The organism is Citrobacter sp. Cpo090, from assembly GCF_030332665.1.
GTDB lineage: Bacteria > Pseudomonadota > Gammaproteobacteria > Enterobacterales > Enterobacteriaceae > Citrobacter > Citrobacter portucalensis.
Genome location: NZ_JAOWHK010000036.1, coordinates 387,206 through 406,974, shown reverse-complemented (window position 1 = coordinate 406,974; position 19,769 = coordinate 387,206). Strand labels below are relative to the sequence as shown.

The 19,769-nt window shown below is 50.8% G+C and carries 21 protein-coding genes and 1 other annotated feature; of the genes, 10 read left to right on the top strand and 11 right to left on the bottom strand.

All coding sequences use genetic code 11. The features are described from left to right. Positions 1–419 precede the first annotated feature (419 nt). The 3 genes from clpB to rluD all read right to left on the bottom strand — a co-directional run bounded on the left by clpB (position 420) and on the right by rluD (position 4,830). Positions 420–2,993, bottom strand: coding sequence for an ATP-dependent chaperone ClpB (gene clpB, locus OGY83_RS21905; RefSeq protein WP_079939184.1), 2,574 nt, complete (start codon positions 2,991–2,993; stop codon positions 420–422). A 128-nt stretch (positions 2,994–3,121) separates the two neighbouring features. Then, the gene (gene yfiH, locus OGY83_RS21900; RefSeq protein ID WP_286636905.1) at positions 3,122–3,853 is read right to left on the bottom strand and encodes a purine nucleoside phosphorylase YfiH; all 732 of its coding nucleotides are present in this window, start codon (positions 3,851–3,853) and stop codon (positions 3,122–3,124) included. Beyond that, entirely contained in the window at positions 3,850–4,830 is a 981-nt protein-coding gene (gene rluD / locus OGY83_RS21895; protein WP_079939186.1) for a 23S rRNA pseudouridine(1911/1915/1917) synthase RluD, read from the bottom strand. The genes yfiH and rluD overlap by 4 nt, the downstream gene beginning before the upstream one ends. A 131-nt stretch (positions 4,831–4,961) precedes the next feature. On the opposite strand from rluD, the gene bamD reads away from it, so the two are divergent. The 4 genes from bamD to pheA all read left to right on the top strand — a co-directional run bounded on the left by bamD (position 4,962) and on the right by pheA (position 7,718). Continuing rightward, positions 4,962–5,699 (top strand): outer membrane protein assembly factor BamD, encoded by a 738-nt coding sequence (gene bamD, locus OGY83_RS21890; RefSeq protein ID WP_003826460.1) that lies wholly within the window; start codon positions 4,962–4,964, stop codon positions 5,697–5,699. Between the two features lie 269 nt (positions 5,700–5,968). After that, positions 5,969–6,307: a ribosome-associated translation inhibitor RaiA gene (gene raiA, locus OGY83_RS21885; RefSeq protein WP_003031244.1), complete on the top strand. Its 339-nt coding sequence runs from the start codon at positions 5,969–5,971 to the stop codon at positions 6,305–6,307. Between the two features lie 102 nt (positions 6,308–6,409). Beyond that, positions 6,410–6,535: a sequence feature (Phe leader region), on the top strand. After that, entirely contained in the window at positions 6,411–6,458 is a 48-nt protein-coding gene (gene pheL / locus OGY83_RS21880; protein WP_100250063.1) for a pheA operon leader peptide PheL, read from the top strand. Its footprint overlaps the feature before it by 48 nt. 22 nt (positions 6,536–6,557) lie before the next feature. After that, the gene (gene pheA, locus OGY83_RS21875; RefSeq protein ID WP_003826458.1) at positions 6,558–7,718 is read left to right on the top strand and encodes a bifunctional chorismate mutase/prephenate dehydratase; all 1,161 of its coding nucleotides are present in this window, start codon (positions 6,558–6,560) and stop codon (positions 7,716–7,718) included. 96 nt (positions 7,719–7,814) lie between these two features. Here pheA and tyrA read toward each other — a convergent pair whose 3' ends face one another. Together tyrA and aroF are read right to left on the bottom strand one after the other, a co-directional pair. Beyond that, positions 7,815–8,936, bottom strand: a complete 1,122-nt coding sequence (gene tyrA, locus OGY83_RS21870; RefSeq protein WP_191228312.1) for a bifunctional chorismate mutase/prephenate dehydrogenase — start codon at positions 8,934–8,936, stop codon at positions 7,815–7,817. 10 nt (positions 8,937–8,946) lie between these two features. After that, on the bottom strand, positions 8,947–10,017 hold the full coding sequence (gene aroF / locus OGY83_RS21865) for a 3-deoxy-7-phosphoheptulonate synthase AroF (RefSeq protein WP_003031241.1): 1,071 nt from the start codon (positions 10,015–10,017) through the stop codon (positions 8,947–8,949). A 215-nt stretch (positions 10,018–10,232) separates the two neighbouring features. On the opposite strand from aroF, the gene OGY83_RS21860 reads away from it, so the two are divergent. From OGY83_RS21860 to OGY83_RS21845, 4 genes are all read left to right on the top strand, one after another. Further along, entirely contained in the window at positions 10,233–10,607 is a 375-nt protein-coding gene (locus OGY83_RS21860) for a DUF2799 domain-containing protein (RefSeq protein ID WP_286636904.1), read from the top strand. A 158-nt stretch (positions 10,608–10,765) separates the two neighbouring features. Then, positions 10,766–11,284 (top strand): regulatory sequestration protein YfiR, encoded by a 519-nt coding sequence (yfiR, locus tag OGY83_RS21855; RefSeq protein WP_286636903.1) that lies wholly within the window; start codon positions 10,766–10,768, stop codon positions 11,282–11,284. Further along, a complete protein-coding gene (dgcN, locus tag OGY83_RS21850) occupies positions 11,277–12,500 on the top strand; it encodes a diguanylate cyclase DgcN/YfiN (protein WP_191228311.1) in 1,224 nt (407 codons plus the stop codon). Before yfiR ends, dgcN begins: the two co-directional genes overlap by 8 nt. Positions 12,501–12,515: 15 nt before the next feature. Further along, complete coding sequence (locus OGY83_RS21845) at positions 12,516–12,998, top strand: OmpA family protein (RefSeq protein WP_044713232.1); 483 nt, start codon at positions 12,516–12,518, stop codon at positions 12,996–12,998. A 131-nt stretch (positions 12,999–13,129) separates the two neighbouring features. Here the strand turns inward: OGY83_RS21845 and rplS are convergent, their stop codons facing one another. From rplS to ffh, 5 genes are all read right to left on the bottom strand, one after another. Then, a complete protein-coding gene (gene rplS / locus OGY83_RS21840) occupies positions 13,130–13,477 on the bottom strand; it encodes a 50S ribosomal protein L19 (protein WP_002914145.1) in 348 nt (115 codons plus the stop codon). A 39-nt stretch (positions 13,478–13,516) separates the two neighbouring features. Next, a complete protein-coding gene (gene trmD, locus OGY83_RS21835) occupies positions 13,517–14,284 on the bottom strand; it encodes a tRNA (guanosine(37)-N1)-methyltransferase TrmD (protein ID WP_003031232.1) in 768 nt (255 codons plus the stop codon). A gap of 44 nt (positions 14,285–14,328) precedes the next feature. Beyond that, on the bottom strand, positions 14,329–14,877 hold the full coding sequence (rimM, locus tag OGY83_RS21830; protein WP_003031230.1) for a ribosome maturation factor RimM: 549 nt from the start codon (positions 14,875–14,877) through the stop codon (positions 14,329–14,331). An 18-nt stretch (positions 14,878–14,895) separates the two neighbouring features. Continuing rightward, on the bottom strand, positions 14,896–15,144 hold the full coding sequence (gene rpsP / locus OGY83_RS21825; RefSeq protein ID WP_003031228.1) for a 30S ribosomal protein S16: 249 nt from the start codon (positions 15,142–15,144) through the stop codon (positions 14,896–14,898). A gap of 249 nt (positions 15,145–15,393) precedes the next feature. Next, positions 15,394–16,755 (bottom strand): signal recognition particle protein, encoded by a 1,362-nt coding sequence (gene ffh, locus OGY83_RS21820; RefSeq protein WP_003031226.1) that lies wholly within the window; start codon positions 16,753–16,755, stop codon positions 15,394–15,396. A gap of 165 nt (positions 16,756–16,920) precedes the next feature. Between ffh and OGY83_RS21815 the strand changes: the two genes are divergently transcribed. Next, positions 16,921–17,712, top strand: coding sequence for a cytochrome C assembly family protein (locus tag OGY83_RS21815; RefSeq protein ID WP_003031224.1), 792 nt, complete (start codon positions 16,921–16,923; stop codon positions 17,710–17,712). Positions 17,713–17,730: 18 nt separating this feature from the next. Next, the gene (locus OGY83_RS21810) at positions 17,731–19,020 is read left to right on the top strand and encodes an HlyC/CorC family transporter (RefSeq protein ID WP_286636902.1); all 1,290 of its coding nucleotides are present in this window, start codon (positions 17,731–17,733) and stop codon (positions 19,018–19,020) included. 49 nt (positions 19,021–19,069) lie between these two features. On the opposite strand, the gene grpE is transcribed toward OGY83_RS21810, so the two are convergent. Continuing rightward, a complete protein-coding gene (grpE, locus tag OGY83_RS21805; protein ID WP_191214106.1) occupies positions 19,070–19,663 on the bottom strand; it encodes a nucleotide exchange factor GrpE in 594 nt (197 codons plus the stop codon). Positions 19,664–19,769: the final 106 nt, after the last annotated feature.

Sequence of the window (19,769 nt, the reverse complement as noted above, 5' to 3'; positions counted from 1 at the left end):
AACTTCGTAATGAATTACGTATGTTCACTCAGAGACTTGGTATTCATTTTTCGTCTTGCGACGTTAAGAATCCGTATCTTCGAGTGCCCACACAGATTGTCTGATAAATTGTTAAAGAGCAGTGCCGCTTCGCTTTTTCTCAGCGGCGCGGGGTGTGCATATTACGCCATCCCACTACGAAGTCAAGCATTTAATTTCGCTTTCTTCGCCGAAGTTCTCAGTGGAACCTCGCTGACCCGGCGGCTTGTAATCCGTTGTTCCGTGTCAGTGGAGGCGCATTATAGGGAGTTATTTCAGGCTGACAAGTTAAAAATATAAAAAACTTATCAAGCGATTACTTTTCAATCAATGCGCCTATTTTTGCCTGGATTTTAAACAAAAACGAGCCCTGCAGGGCCCGTTTATTGTTATTTTGTGACTTACTGCACTGCCACGATGCGATCGTCATTCACTTCCAGACGAATCGTTTTGCCCGGAATCAGTTCACCAGACAGAATTTGCTGCGCTAACGGGTTTTCGATCTGCTGCTGGATGGCACGTTTCAATGGACGCGCGCCATACACCGGATCGTAACCATTCGCACTCAGCAGTTTAAGCGCCTCGTCAGAAATATGGATTTCATAGCCACGCTCTTCCAGACGTTTGTACAGACGCTGCAGCTGGATCTGAGCAATAGAAGCAATATGCTGCTCACCCAGCGGATGGAACACAACAACTTCATCTATACGGTTGATGAATTCCGGGCGGAAGTTTTGGCTCACGACGCCCAGCACCATATCCTTCATGTGACCGTAATCCAACTCACCGAAGCGTTCCTGGATCAGATCGGAACCCAGGTTCGAGGTCATGATGACAACCGTATTACGGAAATCGACCGTTCTCCCCTGTCCGTCAGTCAGACGACCATCATCAAGCACCTGCAGCAGAATGTTGAACACATCCGGATGCGCTTTCTCCACTTCATCCAACAAGATGACAGAGTAAGGACGACGGCGTACTGCTTCCGTCAGATACCCACCTTCTTCATAACCGACATATCCCGGAGGTGCCCCAACCAAACGAGACACCGAGTGTTTCTCCATAAACTCGGACATATCGATACGCACCATTGCATCGTCACTGTCGAACATAAAGTTTGCCAGCGCTTTGCACAGTTCGGTTTTACCGACACCGGTTGGACCAAGGAACAGGAATGAACCAATCGGACGATTCGGATCGGACAAGCCCGCGCGGCTACGACGAATAGCATTAGAAACGGCTTCCACCGCTTCGTTCTGGCCAATCACGCGGCTGTGCAGCTCCTGCTCCATACGCAACAGTTTTTCCCGTTCGCCCTCCAGCATGCGAGCAACCGGGATCCCGGTCCAGCGCGCCAGCACCTCAGCAATTTCTGCATCCGTGACTTTATTACGCAGCAGACGCATGGTTTTGCCTTCAGACTGGGTGGCTGCTTCCAGCTGTTTTTCCAGTTCAGGAATTTTGCCGTACTGCAGTTCAGACATCCGCGCCAGGTCGCCAACGCGGCGCGCCTGTTCGATGGCGATTTTCGCCTGCTCCAGCTCAGCCTTGATAGTTTGCGTTCCCGAGAGGGAGGCTTTTTCAGCTTTCCACTCTTCCTCTAACTCAGAATACTGGCGCTCTTTGTCGTCCAGCTCTTCGTTGAGCATATCGAGACGTTTTTTACTCGCCTCATCAGACTCTTTCATTAATGCCTGCTGTTCCAGTTTGAGCTGGATAATACGGCGGTCGAGTCTGTCGAGTTCCTCCGGCTTGGAGTCAATCTGCATACGAATACTGGATGCCGCTTCGTCAATGAGGTCGATAGCTTTATCCGGCAACTGACGATCGGCAATATAGCGGTGAGACAGCGTAGCTGCCGCAACAATCGCCGGGTCAGTAATCTGCACATGATGGTGCAGCTCATAACGTTCTTTCAGGCCACGCAAGATTGCGATGGTGTCTTCCACTGAAGGTTCAGCCACAAACACTTTCTGGAAACGACGTTCCAGCGCCGCATCTTTTTCGATGTACTGGCGATATTCATCAAGCGTTGTTGCGCCTACGCAGTGCAGTTCCCCGCGAGCCAGTGCTGGTTTCAGCATGTTCCCGGCGTCCATTGCGCCATCGGCTTTACCCGCCCCAACCATGGTATGCAATTCGTCGATAAACAGAATGACGTTGCCTTCCTGTTTCGAGAGATCGTTCAGCACACCTTTTAAGCGTTCTTCAAACTCACCACGATATTTGGCCCCAGCCACCAGCGCGCCCATATCCAGCGCCAACACACGACGGCCTTTTAAGCCTTCCGGCACTTCACCATTGATGATGCGTTGGGCCAGCCCTTCAACAATGGCTGTTTTACCGACGCCAGGTTCACCGATTAACACTGGGTTATTTTTAGTACGACGTTGCAGCACCTGAATAGTACGGCGAATTTCTTCATCACGACCAATGACCGGATCGAGTTTGCCCTGCTCGGCACGTTCGGTCAGATCGACGGTATATTTTTTCAAGGCCTGACGTTGGTCTTCAGCCCCCTGGTCATTCACGCTTTCACCTCCACGCATTTGTTCAATTGCCTGAGTGATATTGGCGGTCGTCGCGCCTGCTGATTTTAATAAGTCGGTCAGCGTACCGCGTGACTCAAGCGCCGCCAGAACGAACAGTTCTGACGAAATAAAGTTGTCCCCACGTTTTTGCGCCAGCTTGTCGCAAAGATTCAGTACACGCACCAGTTCCTGAGAAGGCTGCACATCACCGCCGGTACCTTCTACCTGCGGTAAACGGCTCAACGCCTGGTCAATGGCTGTACGTAACTGGCCAGCATTAATGCCAGCAGACGTTAATAAAGGACGTACCGATCCCCCTTCCTGATTCAGCAAGGCGCTCATTAGATGAAGTGGTTCGATGAATTGATTGTCGTGCCCCAATGCGAGTGACTGGGCATCGGCAAGAGCAAGCTGGAATTTATTAGTAAGACGATCCAGACGCATAACTCCTCCCATAACAGGTCAAAATGCTACTGGAGATTAAATGAGGTCATCCCTCAATTATTCAAGGTGAATGACCTGAATTATGTGAAAAGAAAATTACACGTACCGGATCGTCTTGATTCTTTAGGTTATATCAGCCAAATAAAACTTGCCATACGACCCGTGGTATTGTCGCGACGATAAGAGAAGAACGTCTCACTTTCACTAAAGGTGCAACGGTCACCACCGTGGATGTTCTCTACCCCGACATTGGCCAGACGCTGGCGCGCAAGCTGGTAGATATCCGCCAGATATTTGTCACCGCGTGGTACAAAAGCGAGGTCCGCTTGCGGATCTTTCGCCATGAATGCCTCGCGGACTTCAGGCCCAACTTCAAACGCGTTTGGACCTATCGCCGGGCCTAGGCAGGCAATAATGTTTTCAGGTTTATCGGCAAAACACGCCACAGTCTCTTCCAGCACGCCGGCGCATAATCCGCGCCAACCCGCATGGGCCGCAGCCACTTCCGTTCCGGAACGATTGCAAAACAACACCGGCAAACAATCAGCGGTCATTACCGCACACACGGTGCCCGGCGTGTTGCTATACGACGCATCTGCGCGTTTGGAGGCGTAAGGCTCGCCGGTCAGTTTCAGAACATCCTTACCGTGGACCTGCTCCAGCCAGACCGGCTTTGACGGCAGATTGCCCGCAGCAAACAGTCGTTTGCGGTTCTCTTCAACATGCTCCGGGTTATCGCCGCAATGGGCGCCCAGATTCAGCGAATCGTAAGGCGGCATACTGACTCCGCCAATACGGGTAGAACTACACGCCGCGACACCTTGCGGTATCGGCCACTGCGGGACAATTAGCTTATTCATAGCCAGGCAATATCATCCTTATGTTCTTCGAAATCAGCGCGCATAACTTCAATCAACTGCACCATATCTTGTGGAATCGGCGCGTGCCATTCCATTTCGATACCGGAAATCGGGTGATATAAACGCAGCATGGTCGCGTGCAGCGCCTGACGGTCGAACTTACGCAGTACGGAGATAAATTCGTCAGAAGCGCCTTTCGGTGGACGTGGACGACCGCCGTAGACCTGATCGCCCACCAGCGGATGAGTGATGTGTGCCATGTGCACGCGGATCTGGTGCGTACGTCCGGTTTCCAGACGCAACCGCAGACGCGTGTGCACACGGAAGTGTTCCATAATGCGATAGTGCGTTACCGCCGGTTTCCCCATTGGGTGTACCGCCATGTGCGTACGCTTGGTCGGGTGACGGCTAATCGGTTCCTCAACGGTTCCGCCAGCAGTCATGTGACCAATTGCCACGGCTTCGTACTCACGGGTAATTTCGCGCAGCTGCAACGACTCCACCAGACGAGTTTGCGCCGGAACCGTTTTTGCCACCACCATTAATCCGGTCGTGTCTTTATCCAGACGGTGTACGATACCGGCACGAGGAACATCCGCGATTGGCGGGTAGTAATGCAGCAACGCATTCAATACCGTACCATCAGGATTCCCGGCGCCCGGATGCACTACGAGGTCACGGGGTTTGTTGATGACAAGAATATCGTCATCTTCATAAACGATATCCAGTGGGATATCCTGAGCTTCAAAACGAACCTCTTCATCAATTTCTGCATTGATGGAGACACGCTCTCCACCCAGGACTTTTTCTTTCGGTTTATCGCAAAGATTGCCATTTACCAGCACGCGCTGGTCGAGGATCCATTCTTTTATGCGCGATCGCGAATAATCAGGGAACAATTCGGCCAAAGCCTGATCTAAGCGTTGACCGAGCTGATTTTCGGAGACTGTTGCGGTGAGTTCTACTCGTTGTGCCATAAACTGCTTCTTCGTTTAACGTTGGGTTTTACGGCTTTGCCGTTTAATATAGTGTGCTATTGTAGCTGGTCTTAACCGGGAGCAGGAACAGAGAATCTCCCGTATTACATTTTGAGGAAAGTCAAAACGTCATGACGCGCATGAAATATCTGGTGGCAGCAGCCACGTTGAGCCTGTTTTTGGCGGGTTGCTCTGGTTCAAAGGAAGAGGTGCCCGATAATCCGCCAAATGAAATCTACGCGACTGCTCAGCAAAAGCTGCAGGACGGTAACTGGAAACAGGCAATAACGCAATTGGAAGCGTTGGATAACCGTTATCCATTTGGACCGTATTCTCAGCAGGTGCAATTAGATCTCATCTACGCCTACTACAAAAACGCCGATCTGCCGCTTGCTCAGGCTGCCATCGATCGTTTTATCCGTCTTAACCCGACACACCCTAACATTGATTATGTCATGTATATGCGTGGCCTGACCAATATGGCGTTGGATGATAGCGCACTGCAAGGTTTCTTTGGTGTTGATCGCAGCGATCGCGATCCGCAACATGCCCGAGCTGCGTTTAATGACTTTTCCAAGCTGGTACGTGGCTATCCGAACAGCCAGTACACCACTGACGCCACTAAACGTCTGGTGTTCCTGAAAGATCGTCTGGCGAAGTATGAATATTCCGTTGCGGAGTATTACACTGCCCGCGGTGCATGGGTTGCCGTGGTAAACCGTGTGGAAGGCATGCTGCGTGACTACCCGGATACCCAGGCAACACGTAATGCTCTGCCGTTGATGGAAAACGCTTATCGCCAGATGCAGATGAATGCGCAGGCCGAAAAAGTAGCAAAAATTATTGCCGCCAACAGCAGCAACACCTGATTCACCTCAGAATGCAAAACGGCAGCCCAAGGGCTGCCGTTTTTTTATCCATTAACGCCATAACTGAAGCGGTTTAGCTTCGACGCATCTCATCAAATATGGCCTGCTTTCAGGTATTCCTCAAGTAAAAAATCGCTTGTTCCTGCGGTGCCTCACAAAAAGGTTTTCTTGACAAAAAGCGACAAAATAATGTGATTTATATCACACATTTTGACATTAGGAACGGTATGCTGGAATCACCAAGACGGGAAAGACAAGAGGTAAAATTTATGACAATGAACATTACCAGTAAACAAATGGAAATTACTCCGGCAATTCGCCAGCATGTCGCAGACCGTCTCGCCAAACTAGAAAAATGGCAAACTCATCTGATTAATCCACATATCATTCTGTCTAAGGAGCCACAGGGTTTCATTGCTGATGCCACCATCAATACACCGAACGGACATCTGGTCGCCAGCGCAAAACACGAGGATATGTACACCGCAATTAACGATTTGATCAACAAGCTGGAACGGCAGCTCAATAAAGTGCAGCACAAAGGCGAAGCCCGTCGTGCAACAACTTCAGTCAAAGACGCCAACTTCGTCGAAGCAGAAGAAGAGTAGTCCCTTACATTGAGTGTATCGCCAACGCGCCTTCGGGCGCGTTTTTTGTTGACAGGGTGAAAACAGTACGGGTACTTTACTGATGTAGCCAAAGGAAAATCACATGAAACTTGTCCCGTTCTTCTTCGCATTCTTTTTTACCTTCCCCTGAATGGGAGGCGTTTCGTCGTGTGATAAAGAATGCGAAGACGAACAATAAGGCCTCCCACTACGGGGGGCCTTTTTTATTGATAACAAGAAAGGCAACACTATGACATCGGAAAACCCATTGCTGGCGCTGCGCGATAAGATCAGCACGCTGGATGAAAAATTACTGGCCCTGCTGGCTGAGCGACGTGGGCTGGCCGTAGAAGTTGGTAAAGCCAAACTGCTTTCGCATCGTCCGGTTCGTGATATCGACCGTGAACGTGACCTTTTGGACCGACTTATTCAGCTTGGCAAAGCACATCATCTTGATGCTCACTACATTACTCGCCTGTTCCAGCTCATAATCGAAGACTCCGTCCTGACTCAACAGGCACTGCTGCAGCAGCACCTGAACAAAATTAACCCGCACTCCGCGCGCGTGGCCTTCCTTGGGCCAAAAGGGTCATATTCCCATCTCGCAGCACGTCAGTACGCCGCCCGCCATTTTGAACAATTTATTGAAAGCGGCTGCGCAAAATTTGCCGATATCTTTAATCAGGTCGAAACCGGACAGGCTGACTATGCTGTGGTTCCGATTGAAAACACCAGCTCTGGTGGGATTAATGACGTTTACGACCTGCTGCAGCACACCAGCCTGTCTATCGTTGGCGAGATGACCATTACGATAGACCACTGTGTACTGGTGTCCGGCACGACGGATCTTGAGACCATTGAAACGGTATATAGCCATCCGCAGCCGTTCCAGCAGTGCAGCAAGTTCCTGAATCGCTACCCACACTGGAAGATTGAATACACCGAAAGCACCTCTGCGGCGATGGAAAAAGTTGCGCAGGCTAACTCACCGCGCGTGGCGGCCCTGGGGAGCGAAGCCGGAGGCGTGCTTTATGGATTGCAGGTTCTCGAGCATATTGAGGCTAACCAGTCGCAAAACATCACCCGCTTCGTGGTGCTGGCACGCAAAGCAATCAATGTTTCCGATCAGGTTCCGGCGAAAACCACGCTGCTGATGGCAACAGGACAACAGGCCGGTGCGCTGGTAGAAGCATTGCTGGTGCTGCGTAACCATAATCTGATTATGACTAAACTGGAGTCACGCCCGATTCACGGCAATCCGTGGGAAGAGATGTTTTATCTTGATATCCAGGCCAACCTGGAATCGCCCCAGATGCAAAAAGCATTGAAAGAGCTGGGTGAGATTACGCGTTCGATGAAAGTACTGGGTTGCTATCCAAGTGAGAACGTCGTGCCAGTCGATCCGAGCTAACGTTTGACAATGCCGGATGGCGCTACGCTTATCCGGCCTACGATTCATACGATTTTTGTAGGCCGGATAAGGCGAAGCCGCCATCCGGCATCTTACTTAAGGACGGCTGTCATTCGCCTGGCGTAACAAGGTACGGCTTTCACTCTGGAAGCGTTTCGCATAATCGCCAAACCAATGTTCCACCTTACGGAAGCTGTCGATAAACGCCTGCTTATCGCCCTGCTCCAGTAAACCGATCGCCTCGCCAAAACGTTGGTAGTAGCGTTTAATCAGCGCAAGGTTGCTCTCAGACGACATAATAATATCAGCATAGAGCTGCGGATCCTGAGCAAACAGACGGCCAACCATCGCCAGTTCAAGACGGTAAATCGGCGAAGAGAGCGCCAGCAGCTGCTCCAGTTGAACGTTTTCTTCCGCTAAATGCAGACCGTAAGCAAAAGTCGCAAAGTGACGCAGTGCCTGAATAAACGCCATGTTCTGGTCATGTTCAACGGCGCTAATCCGATGTAGTCGCGCACCCCATACCTGAATCTGTTCCAGAAACCACTGATAAGATTCCGGCTGACGTCCGTCACACCAGACGACGACCTGCTTGGCCAGACTGCCGCTGTCCGGACCAAACATTGGGTGTAACCCCACCACCGGGCCATCATGTGCAGCCAGCATCGCCTGCAAAGGACCATTTTTCACTGAAGCCAGATCCACCAGAATGCAGTCAGACGGCAGGCGCGGTAGTTTGGCGATCACCTGCTCGGTGACGTGGATCGGCACGCTGACGATCACCATGCCGGCATCAGAGACGATCTCCGGCGCGCGATCCCAGTCCTGCTGTTCCAGGATCCGCACCTGGTAACCTGACAGGGTGAGCATTTTCTCGAACAGACGCCCCATCTGACCACCGCCACCGACGATCACCACCGGCCGCAGAGATGGACAAAGCGTTTTAAACCCTTTGTCGTTCTCACTGGAGTAGGACTCACGCATAACGCGGCGTAGCACATCTTCAATCAGGTCCGGCGGCACACCAAGGGCTTCCGCTTCCGCGCGACGAGAGGCAAGCATAGAGGCTTCCCGTTCCGGCACGTAGATCGGCAGCCCAAAGCGGCTTTTTACTTCGCCAACTTCGGCAACCAGCTCCAGGCGGCGTGCCAGTAAATCCAGCAGCGCCTTGTCGACTTCATCAATTTGATCGCGTAATGCGGTCAATTCAGCAACCATAACCAACCTCTTATGCTACACGCGCCGACAGCTGGCCGTTTAAATCTTGACTAATTTCACGCAGCAGCGCATCCGTCATTTCCCAGCTAATACAGGCATCGGTTACGGACACGCCGTATTTCATTTCGCTGCGCGGCTGTTCAGAAGACTGGTTGCCTTCGTGAATATTACTTTCAATCATCAAGCCAATGATCGAGCGATTGCCATCTTTGATTTGTGCAATCACGGATTCAGCCACGGCAGGCTGACGGCGGTAATCTTTATTGGAATTACCATGACTGCAATCTACCATCAGAGAAGGTCGTAGTCCCGCCTGCTCCATCTCTTTTTCGCACTGGGCGACATCTGCCGGGCTGTAGTTCGGCGCTTTACCCCCGCGCAGGATCACATGACCGTCCGGATTCCCCTGTGTTTGCAGCAGTGCAACCTGCCCGGCCTGGTTAATACCGACAAAGCGGTGCGACTGCGCAGCCGCACGCATGGCGTTAATGGCGGTCGCCAGGCTACCGTCGGTACCATTCTTAAAGCCAACCGGCATCGAAAGACCGGAAGCCATTTCGCGGTGAGTCTGCGATTCCGTGGTACGGGCACCGATTGCGGACCAGCTAAACAGATCGCCCAGGTATTGCGGGCTATTTGGATCCAGCGCTTCAGTTGCCAGCGGCAGTCCCATATTTACCAGTTCAAGCAGCAGCTGACGCGCAATTTTCAGACCTGCTTCAACATCAAAAGAGCCATCCATATGAGGATCGTTAATTAACCCTTTCCAGCCGACGGTGGTACGGGGTTTTTCAAAATAGACGCGCATCACCAGGTAGAGGCTATCGCTGACCTCTGCGGCAAGGGCTTTAAATCGACGAGCATACTCAATAGCCATTTCAGGATCGTGAATGGAGCATGGGCCACATACGACCAGCAGGCGCGGATCGCGACCGGAGATAATATCTGAGATGGTTTTACGCGACTGGGCGATTTGCGCCTCTTGCTCCTGGCTCAGCGGAAATTCAGCTTTCAGCTGTTCCGGAGTCATCAGAACCTGTTCGTCGGTAATATGTACGTTGTTCAGCGCGTCTTTTTGCATGATGGTGATCCTGTTTAGCTCGTTTGCGATAGTTGATCCTCAGCGAGGAAGAAATAACGATATCACAACAGGTAAAGATTTCAATCCACAATCCGTAAATTTTAATTTACATGGTGTTATTTTAAGGCAAAAACAGCCCCTGTAGATGTACATTTAAATTTACACTGCCGAATTATCAGATCCACTATGCTTAAAAAAACGAAGGAGCACAGGCAATGAAGCAACTCATCAGCATCTTGTTTCTATTACTTCTTAGCGGATGTCAGATAGATCCCTACACCCATGCCCCAACCTGGACTGGTACCGACTGGTATGACGTCGGGATACAAGATGCCATTTCGGGGTATGCCGTTAAAGATAATGAAACGCTTGCCGACAACTACAATGATCCCGAAGTCGATCGTACGGAATATCTTAAGGGTTACAGAGAGGGACAACGTAAAACCTGCCAGCCGGATTTTGTTTACGCCAAAGGTTTGACCGGGAAAACCTTTCCCTCAAGTTGTGATACGGTCGAAAATGTTGACCAGTTACACAGTGCCTGGCAACAAGGGGCAAACGAGGGTGCTGCCTCGATAAGGTTAAATTAAACAATGGGTTATATTTTATAAACCATTAAGATTTAACTTAAATCACCAGTAGCATTATTCCAGGAATAATGACGGCTTAGGAAAATAATGTTATTTTGCTGCAAACAATCTTGAATGTATTTCGACGTTTTACAGCAAACGCTGGTAGGTAACTATTCATGAGCTATTCTTACCGACTCATACTTCTACTGGCACTGCTCCTGACCGGACTACCGCTGTATGCCCAAAGCGTTACGGAAGAAGCAAAATCTGTACGCGCTATGGTTTCCGGCATCGTCAGTTATACACGCTGGCCTGCACTTTCCGGGCCCCCAAAACTGTGTATTTTCTCTTCATCGCGTTTTTCCAGTGTCCTGGAAGATACCAGTGCTGGTGCATTACCCTATCTTCCCGTCATCATCCGTACGGAACAAGAAATATTAGTTTCGCAATGTGACGGTTTTTATTTTGGAAAAGAATCCCCTACTTATCAGGTGGAATTAAAGAATAAATATCCGACTAAGGCATTGCTATTAATTGCCGAACAGAACTCCGAATGCATTATTGGCAGCGCCTTTTGCCTCATAATTAAAGATGAAGATGTGAGATTTTCCGTAAATATGGATTCCCTTTCACGCAGCGGCGTAAGGGTCAGTCCAGACGTATTGATGCTTGCACGGAATAATAAGCATGGATAAGGGTCATTCTCCCATAACACGCCCGACGTTTAAGCGGACATTACGGCGTATCAGCATAATCAGCGTTCTGGTAACCATGATGCTGATCTGGCTGCTGCTCAGCATTTCTTCCGTGCTGGCATTAAGACAGTATGCGCAAAAGAATCTGGATCTGACTGCCGCTACCATGACCCGTACGCTCGAAGCTGCATTAGTCTTTTCTGATAGTGTTGCAGCAACTGAAACGCTGGCGGCACTGGGCCAGCAGGGGCAATTTTCCGTTGCAGAAGTTCGTAATAAAAACCAGAAGGTAATCGCCACCTGGCGCTATAACGCGCAGGATACTACTGAAAAGATCAGCGGGATGATCAGCCACTGGCTGTTCCCACAACCGGTCACTCAACCAATTTTGCATAATGGCAACGTCATCGGCGAAGTACGATTGACTGCGCGCGATAGCGTTATCAGTCATTTCATCTATTTGTCGCTGGCCGTCCTTACCGGGTGCATCCTGTTGGCATCCGGTATTGCATTAATGCTCACTCGCTATTTACACAATGGCGTCGTGGAAGCCCTGCAAAATATTACCGAGGTGGTACATGATGTTCGTACCAATCGTAACTTTTCACGGCGCGTATCAGAGGAACGTATTGAAGAGTTTCATCTCTTTGCCCTGGACTTTAATAGTCTGCTGGACGAGATGGAGGAATGGCAACTTAAACTGCAGGCAAAAAACGCTCAGCTTTTGCGTACTGCACTACATGATCCTCTGACGGGTCTGGCAAATCGCGCCGCATTTCGCAGCAGCATTAATGCCTTAATGAATGATGATGCCGCCCACAGCAGCTCGGCATTGTTATTCCTTGATGGCGACAATTTTAAATTTATTAATGATACCTGGGGCCACGCAGCAGGGGATCGGGTCCTGATTGAAGTCGCAAAAAGGCTGTCCGAGTTTGGGGGGAGTCGCCATTACCCCTACAGACTTGGCGGCGATGAGTTCGCTATGGTGCTGTACAGCGTTCACTCTGAATATGAGGTTCAGCGGATCTGCGCGGCACTGTCACAAGAGTTTAACCGACCTTTTGACCTGCATAATGGTCATCTGGCAAGCATGACACTCAGCATTGGATTTGCGCTGACGTGGGAACATGCCTCTGCCGAGAAATTACAAGAACTGGCCGATCAAAATATGTATCAGGCCAAACATTTGCGTTCTGAACGCATTATTAAATAATAAGGAATTACACACATGCTAAAACGTTTATTATCCCCGTTTCTTCTGCTTTTACTGATTCTGGCTGGCTGTCAGGCACCTCAGGGAAAATTTACCCCAGAGCAAATTGCAGCCATGAAATCGTATGGATTTACTGAAGCATCAGGAGACTGGTCTCTTGGCCTGTCTGACAACATCCTGTTTGACAAAAACGACTATAAGCTCCGTCCTGAAAGCGAAAAGCAAATCCAGGAAATGGCATCCAAACTGGCTGCTACCGGGCTAAACCATGCGCGACTGGATGGTCATACCGATAACTACGGCGAAGACAGCTACAACGAAGCTCTGTCGCTCAAACGCGCTAATGTCGTTGCCGATGCCTGGGCGCAGGGTGCTAATATTCCCCGCACCAACCTGACGACTCAGGGACTCGGAAAGAAATATCCCATTGCCAGCAACCAGACATCAAAAGGTCGCGCTGAAAACCGCCGCGTGGCGGTAGTGATCACGACGCCATAATCATCCCCCAACTGGCTGCTCGCCGCGCAGTCATTCCATTGCCATAAAGAATAAAAGAGTAAACGTCAGGATAAAAAAAGGGCCAGCCTTTCGGCCAGCCCTTTTCTAACAGGATGTCGCTTGCGCGAATCTTAGTTAAGACGCTCTTTGATACGAGCAGACTTACCAGTGCGCTCACGCAGGTAGTACAGTTTAGCTTTACGAACAGCACCACGACGTTTAACAGCAATGCTGTCAACTACCGGAGAGTGAGTCTGGAAGACACGCTCAACGCCTTCGCCGTTGGAAATTTTACGAACAGTGAATGCAGAGTGCAGACCGCGGTTACGAATAGCGATAACCACGCCCTCGAATGCCTGCAGACGTTTTTTGGAACCTTCAACAACCCATACTTTCACTTCCACGGTATCACCCGGACGGAAGGAAGGTACGTCCTGCTTCATCTGTTCTTGTTCAAGTTGCTTAATAATGTTGCTCATAATTTAATCTCTTATCCTGGGTAAACTGATATTGGGGGCTTACGCCTGCCCATCATGTTTATGTTGCTGTTGCGCGTGTTCCTTTTTGAACTCCGCCAGCAACCTTGCTTGCTCTTCAGTCAGAGCCAGGTTTTCCAGAAGTTCAGGTCTTCTAAGCCAGGTCCGGCCCAGCGACTGTTTCAAACGCCAGCGACGTATCTCAGCGTGGTTCCCCGACAGTAACACTGCCGGTACTTCCATCTGCTCTAACACTTCAGGTCGGGTATAGTGCGGGCAATCCAGCAATCCATCAGCAAACGAATCTTCGATTGCTGAAGCTTCATGACCCAGAACTCCCGGAATAAACCGGGAAACGGAGTCGATCAGCGTCATTGCCGGTAACTCACCACCGCTGAGTACGTAATCGCCGATTGACCATTCTTCGTCAATTTCGGTTTGAATCACGCGCTCATCTATTCCTTCGTAGCGACCACATACCAGAATCAGCTTTTGATTCGTGGCCAGTTCGCTAACGCCCGCTTGATCAAGCTTGCGTCCCTGAGGTGACAGATAAATCACCTTTGCGCCTTCACCAGCCGCAGCTTTTGCTGCATGAATGGCGTCCCGTAAAGGTTGCACCATCATTAACATCCCCGGTCCGCCGCCGTAAGGACGATCGTCCACGGTACGGTGCCGGTCATGAGTAAAGTCACGAGGACTCCAGCTCTGGATGTTCAGCAGGCCATTTTTTACTGCCCGGCCAGTTACCCCGTAATCGGTAATTGCGCGGAACATTTCTGGAAACAGGCTAACAATACCTATAAACACAAGCCAATCCCCATAACGCCGACTTTTACCGTTTATCCGGTGGTTTAAAAACCAGGATCCCAATCTACTTCGATAGTACGAGTAGCGAGATCGACTTTCTTGATAACCTGCCCATCGAGGAACGGTACAAGACGTTCCTTGATACCAAACGCATCTTTCAGGTTTGCCTTGATGACGATGACGTCATTCGAACCGGTTTCCATCATATCGACGACTTTACCGAGATCGTAGCCTTCAGTGGTCACTACCTGGCAGCCCATAAGGTCTTTCCAGTAATAGGAACCATCTTCCAGCGCTGGCAACTGCGAGGAATCCACGACAATTTCGCAATTAGTCAGTAGATTCGCCGAATCACGATCGTCAACGCCTTTCAGCTTGATGATCAGATCCTGATTGTGGTGCTTCCAGCTTTCCAGCTGTACTTGCTGCCACTGACCCGCCTTCTGGATAAACCAGGGCTGATAGTCAAAAATGCTTTCGGCGTCTTCAGTGGAAGAAAACACTCTGAGCCAACCACGGATACCGTAAGAAGACCCCATTTTCCCCAAAACGATGGGTTCTACAGGAGCCTGTGCGGCGAGTTGCTTGCTCATCATGACCACCGTGACAGATTAAGCTGCTTTGTTTGCTGCTTTGATCAGCGTAGCTACGCGATCAGAAATAGTCGCGCCCTGGCCAACCCAGTGAGCGATGCGATCCAGATCCAGGCGAGTGCCTTCTTCTTTTTCGCTAGCGATTGGGTTAAAGAAGCCAACGCGCTCGATGAAGCGACCGTTGCGTGCATTACGGCTGTCGGTAACAACAACCTGGTAGAACGGACGCTTTTTAGCGCCGTGACGAGCTAAACGAATAGTAACCATAACATCCTCTTGTGTGAATAAAACACCCAGGCCCCATCGAGGAACGGAGCCCGGGTGTCATATTAAAAGCCCGAAAATTTTACTGATTTCTGGGGAAAATGCAATCAGCAGTTGATAACTCTGCTATAAAAGGCCGTTGGCGGTGCCGTCAGTTCGGTGCCGGCGTGCGCGCAGCCACCTGAGCGTACACGCAGTACGTGAGGATGGCGAGCACACCCCGGTGCCGAAATGGCAAACAAGCCAGGCCGATTAGCGGCCTGGGAATCCTGGGGGCATCATCCCCTTCATACCACGCATCATCTTCGCCATTCCGCCCTTCTTCATTTTCTTCATCATGCGCTGCATGTCGTCGAACTGTTTCAGAAGACGGTTTACGTCCTGTACCTGCATACCGCAACCGGCAGCGATACGGCGTTTACGGGAACCTTTGATAATTTCCGGCTTAGCGCGTTCTTTCATCGTCATCGAGTTGATGATGGCTTCCATACGCACCAGCACTTTATCGTCCATCTGCGATTTCACATTGTCAGGGATCTGACCCATGCCCGGCAGCTTGCCCATCAGGCTTGCCATACCGCCCATGTTTTTCATCTGGTTGAGCTGCTCAAGGAAATCGTTGAGATCGAAGCCATCGCCTTTTTTCAACTTGCTGGCTAATTTTTCTGCCTGCGCGCGGTCAACCTTGCTTTCGATATCTTCGATCAGCGACAGCACGTCGCCCATGCCGAGAATACGCGAGGCAATCCTGTCCGGGTGGAACGGCTCCAGTGCTTCGGTTTTCTCGCCGACACCGAGGAATTTAATCGGCTTACCGGTAATATGACGAATAGAAAGCGCCGCGCCGCCACGCGCATCACCATCAACTTTTGTCAGCACTACGCCGGTTAACGGCAGCGCTTCGTTAAAGGCTTTTGCGGTATTCGCGGCATCCTGACCGGTCATGGCGTCGACCACAAACAGCGTTTCTACCGGTTTGATAGAAGCGTGGACCTGTTTGATTTCGTCCATCATCGCTTCGTCAACGTGCAGACGACCGGCGGTATCCACCAGCAGCACGTCGTAGAATTTGAGTTTGGCTTCTTTCAGCGCGGCGTTAACGATATCGACCGGCTTCTGGCCAACATCCGACGGGAAGAAGTCCACACCAACCTGCTCGGCCAGCGTTTCCAGCTGTTTAATCGCCGCCGGGCGATAAACGTCCGCGGAGACCACCAGCACCTTCTTCTTGTGCTTCTCACGCAGGAATTTACCCAGCTTACCGACGCTGGTCGTTTTACCCGCACCCTGCAGGCCCGCCATCAGCACCACGGCTGGTGGCTGTGCAGCCAGATTCAGGGTCTGGTTTTCTTCGCCCATTGCCGCAACCAGTTCGTTACGAACAATCTTGACGAACTCCTGACCCGGCGTCAGGCTTTTGTTAACTTCATGACCAACCGCTTTCTCTTTTACGCGATTGATAAACTCACGCACTACCGGCAGCGCTACGTCAGCCTCCAGCAGCGCCATGCGCACTTCGCGCAGCGTCTCTTTAACGTTGTCTTCAGTAAGGCGTCCACGGCCACTGATATTGCGCAGCGTGCGCGACAAACGATCGGTTAAATTATCAAACATTGTCTCTCGCCTGGGGTGGAAACGGTCGGTCGCGACAGCGACACATCAACAGAAATTTGTCGCAGTATAACATGAAGCCGCCTTTGTTGTTATGCAACGGTTGGAGCAGCGGTCACGTAACGCTATACTGCTTTTCTTTATCACTGGCCAACTGTCGACACCTATATGCCCGTTTTTGCTCTGCTCGCCCTTGTCGCCTACTCAGTCAGCCTCGCGCTGATTATTCCCGCTCTGCTGCAAAAAAACAGCGGCTGGCGGCGTATGGCTATTCTCTCTGCGGTCGTTGCGCTGGTAAGCCATGCTATCGCCCTGGAAGCGCGTATCCTTCCTGGTGGTGAAAGCGGACAAAACCTGAGTCTGTTGAACGTCGGCTCGCTGGTAAGCCTGATGATCTGTACGGTAATGACCATCGTCGCTTCCCGCAATCGTGGCTGGCTATTGCTGCCTATTGTCTACGCCTTTGCGCTGATAAACCTGGCCTTCGCCACGTTTATGCCTAACGAGTTCATCACCCATCTCGAAGCTACGCCAGGCATGATGATCCATATCGGGCTTTCGCTTTTCGCTTACGCCACGCTGATTATCGCCGCACTCTATGCGCTACAGCTTGCATGGATTGACTACCAGCTGAAAAACAAAAAACTGGCCTTCAGCAATGAGATGCCGCCACTGATGAGTATTGAGCGGAAAATGTTTCATATCACCCAAATTGGCGTGGTTCTGCTAACACTCACCCTGTGCACTGGCCTGTTTTACATGCATAACCTGTTCAGTACCGAGAACATTGATAAAGCCGTTCTCTCTATCGTGGCATGGTTTGTCTATATCGTTCTGTTGTGGGGGCATTACCATGAAGGTTGGCGCGGACGTCGCGTCGTATGGTTTAACGTCGCAGGCGCAGGCATTCTGACGCTGGCCTATTTCGGCAGTCGTATCCTGCAGCAGTTCGTGAGTTAAATCTTTAAGGAATCCTACGTGGAACACATCTCCACCACCACGCTCATTGTCACGCTCCTCATCATGGTGGTCATTTCCGCCTATTTTTCCGGTTCTGAAACCGGAATGATGACCCTGAATCGCTATCGTCTACGTCATCGGGCCAAGCAGGGAAATCGACAGGCAAAACGCGTTGAAAAGTTACTTCGCAAGCCGGATCGCCTGATAAGCCTGGTGCTCATCGGCAATAATCTGGTGAATATTCTGGCCTCCGCGCTCGGTACTATTGTCGGTATGCGTCTGTATGGCGATGCGGGCGTCGCCATTGCCACTGGGGTACTGACGTTTGTGGTGCTGGTTTTTGCTGAAGTGCTGCCAAAGACGATTGCCGCGCTATACCCGGAAAAAGTTGCCTATCCAAGCAGCGTCCTGCTGGCTCCCCTACAGATTCTGATGATGCCGTTGGTATGGCTACTCAACACCATCACGCGGCTTCTGATGCGCATGATGTGCATCAAAACGGATATCGTAGTGAGCGGTTCGTTGAGTAAAGATGAGCTACGCACACTGGTGAATGAATCGCGCTCGCAAATATCACGCCGTAACCAGGATATGCTGCTGTCAGTGCTGGATCTGGAAAAAGTCAGCGTCGATGACATCATGATCCCGCGTAATGAAATCATCGGCATTGATATTAACGATGACTGGAAATCAATCGTGCGTCAGCTTTCGCACTCCCCGCACGGTCGTATTGTGCTGTATCGCGATTCGCTCGACGACGCCATCAGCATGCTGCGCGTACGTGAAGCCTGGCGATTGATGGCCGAGAAAAAAGAGTTCACCAAAGAGACCATGTTACGCGCCGCCGACGAAATTTATTACGTTCCGGAAGGCACACCACTCAGCACTCAGCTCATTAAATTTCAGCGCAACAAGAAGAAAGTGGGACTGGTCGTCAATGAATATGGCGATATTCAGGGACTGGTTACGGTCGAGGATATCCTGGAAGAGATTGTTGGTGACTTCACGACCTCAATGTCTCCGACGCTTGCCGAAGAAGTCACGCCGCAGAATGACGGTTCGGTGATCATTGACGGTAGCGCCAACGTTCGTGAAATCAATAAGGCGTTCAACTGGCACCTGCCGGAAGATGATGCTCGTACTGTGAACGGTATTATTCTTGAAGCGCTGGAGGAGATCCCAATTGCTGGCACACGTGTGCGTATTGGGCAGTACGATATCGATATTCTCGACGTGCAGGACAATATGATTAAACAGGTGCAGGTATTGCCCGTCAAACCGCTGCGGGAAAGCGTATCGGACCAGTGAGAGTAATCCAGACCGGGTAGCGCATCAGCATTACCCGGTCTGAGGCTGATTAGCCTTTGGCTTTCGCCACAGAGACCATCGCTGCACGGATGGTACGTCCGTTCAGGGTATAGCCTTTCTGCATAACCATCAGCACATTACCGGCAGCAACGTCGTCAGACTCTACCATTGCAATCGCCTGGTGCACGTTCGGGTCCATCGGCACGTCGATATCCGCAACCACTTGTACGCCAAACTTCGCCACCACATCCAGCATTGACTTACGGGTCAGCTCAATACCTTCAACCATCGCCGCCATGGCGTCATTCTCTTTATCCGCCACTTCCAGCGCACGGTCCAGGCTATCCAGCACCGGCAGCAGTTCGTTGACGAATTTTTCCAGCGCAAACTTATGCGCTTTTTCTACGTCCAGTTCGGTACGACGACGCAGGTTTTCCATTTCCGCTTTGATACGCAACACGCTGTCGCGCTCGCGAGTTTCGGCTTCAGCAAGCTGAGCTTCCAGATTCGCAATTTTTTCATCGCGCGGATCCACCTGCTCAGCAGAAGCGTCTGGTTCAACCGCCTCAACTTCTTCGTGCTGATCCATGATAATTTCTTCCGGGGCTTGCCCCTCAGGCGTTTTCTGTTCTTTACTACTCATGAATTTCTCCGCGTTTTTTTCGCATTCATCTCGCTAACTTGGCTTATTATGGGGATCAGATTCAGGGATTCAAGGGAAGTACTCACATTGTCACTAATCTTCGTTA

Bases quoted from the DNA above. Each gene is read 5' to 3' on its own strand.
- dgcN (WP_191228311.1), top strand. From the start codon at position 11,277: ATGGATAAGGGTCATTCTCCCATAACACGCCCGACGTTTAAGCGGACA.
- rplS (WP_002914145.1), bottom strand. From the start codon at position 13,477: ATGAGCAACATTATTAAGCAACTTGAACAAGAACAGATGAAGCAGGAC.
- rluD (WP_079939186.1), bottom strand. From the start codon at position 4,830: ATGGCACAACGAGTAGAACTCACCGCAACAGTCTCCGAAAATCAGCTC.
- aroF (WP_003031241.1), bottom strand. From the start codon at position 10,017: ATGCAAAAAGACGCGCTGAACAACGTACATATTACCGACGAACAGGTT.
- OGY83_RS21815 (WP_003031224.1), top strand. From the start codon at position 16,921: ATGCCCGTTTTTGCTCTGCTCGCCCTTGTCGCCTACTCAGTCAGCCTC.
- OGY83_RS21860 (WP_286636904.1), top strand. From the start codon at position 10,233: ATGAAGCAACTCATCAGCATCTTGTTTCTATTACTTCTTAGCGGATGT.
- yfiR (WP_286636903.1), top strand. From the start codon at position 10,766: ATGAGCTATTCTTACCGACTCATACTTCTACTGGCACTGCTCCTGACC.
- rimM (WP_003031230.1), bottom strand. From the start codon at position 14,877: ATGAGCAAGCAACTCGCCGCACAGGCTCCTGTAGAACCCATCGTTTTG.
- clpB (WP_079939184.1), bottom strand. From the start codon at position 2,993: ATGCGTCTGGATCGTCTTACTAATAAATTCCAGCTTGCTCTTGCCGAT.
- ffh (WP_003031226.1), bottom strand. From the start codon at position 16,755: ATGTTTGATAATTTAACCGATCGTTTGTCGCGCACGCTGCGCAATATC.
- tyrA (WP_191228312.1), bottom strand. From the start codon at position 8,936: ATGGTTGCTGAATTGACCGCATTACGCGATCAAATTGATGAAGTCGAC.
- grpE (WP_191214106.1), bottom strand. From the start codon at position 19,663: ATGAGTAGTAAAGAACAGAAAACGCCTGAGGGGCAAGCCCCGGAAGAA.
- yfiH (WP_286636905.1), bottom strand. From the start codon at position 3,853: ATGAATAAGCTAATTGTCCCGCAGTGGCCGATACCGCAAGGTGTCGCG.
- bamD (WP_003826460.1), top strand. From the start codon at position 4,962: ATGACGCGCATGAAATATCTGGTGGCAGCAGCCACGTTGAGCCTGTTT.
- OGY83_RS21845 (WP_044713232.1), top strand. From the start codon at position 12,516: ATGCTAAAACGTTTATTATCCCCGTTTCTTCTGCTTTTACTGATTCTG.
- raiA (WP_003031244.1), top strand. From the start codon at position 5,969: ATGACAATGAACATTACCAGTAAACAAATGGAAATTACTCCGGCAATT.
- rpsP (WP_003031228.1), bottom strand. From the start codon at position 15,144: ATGGTTACTATTCGTTTAGCTCGTCACGGCGCTAAAAAGCGTCCGTTC.
- pheA (WP_003826458.1), top strand. From the start codon at position 6,558: ATGACATCGGAAAACCCATTGCTGGCGCTGCGCGATAAGATCAGCACG.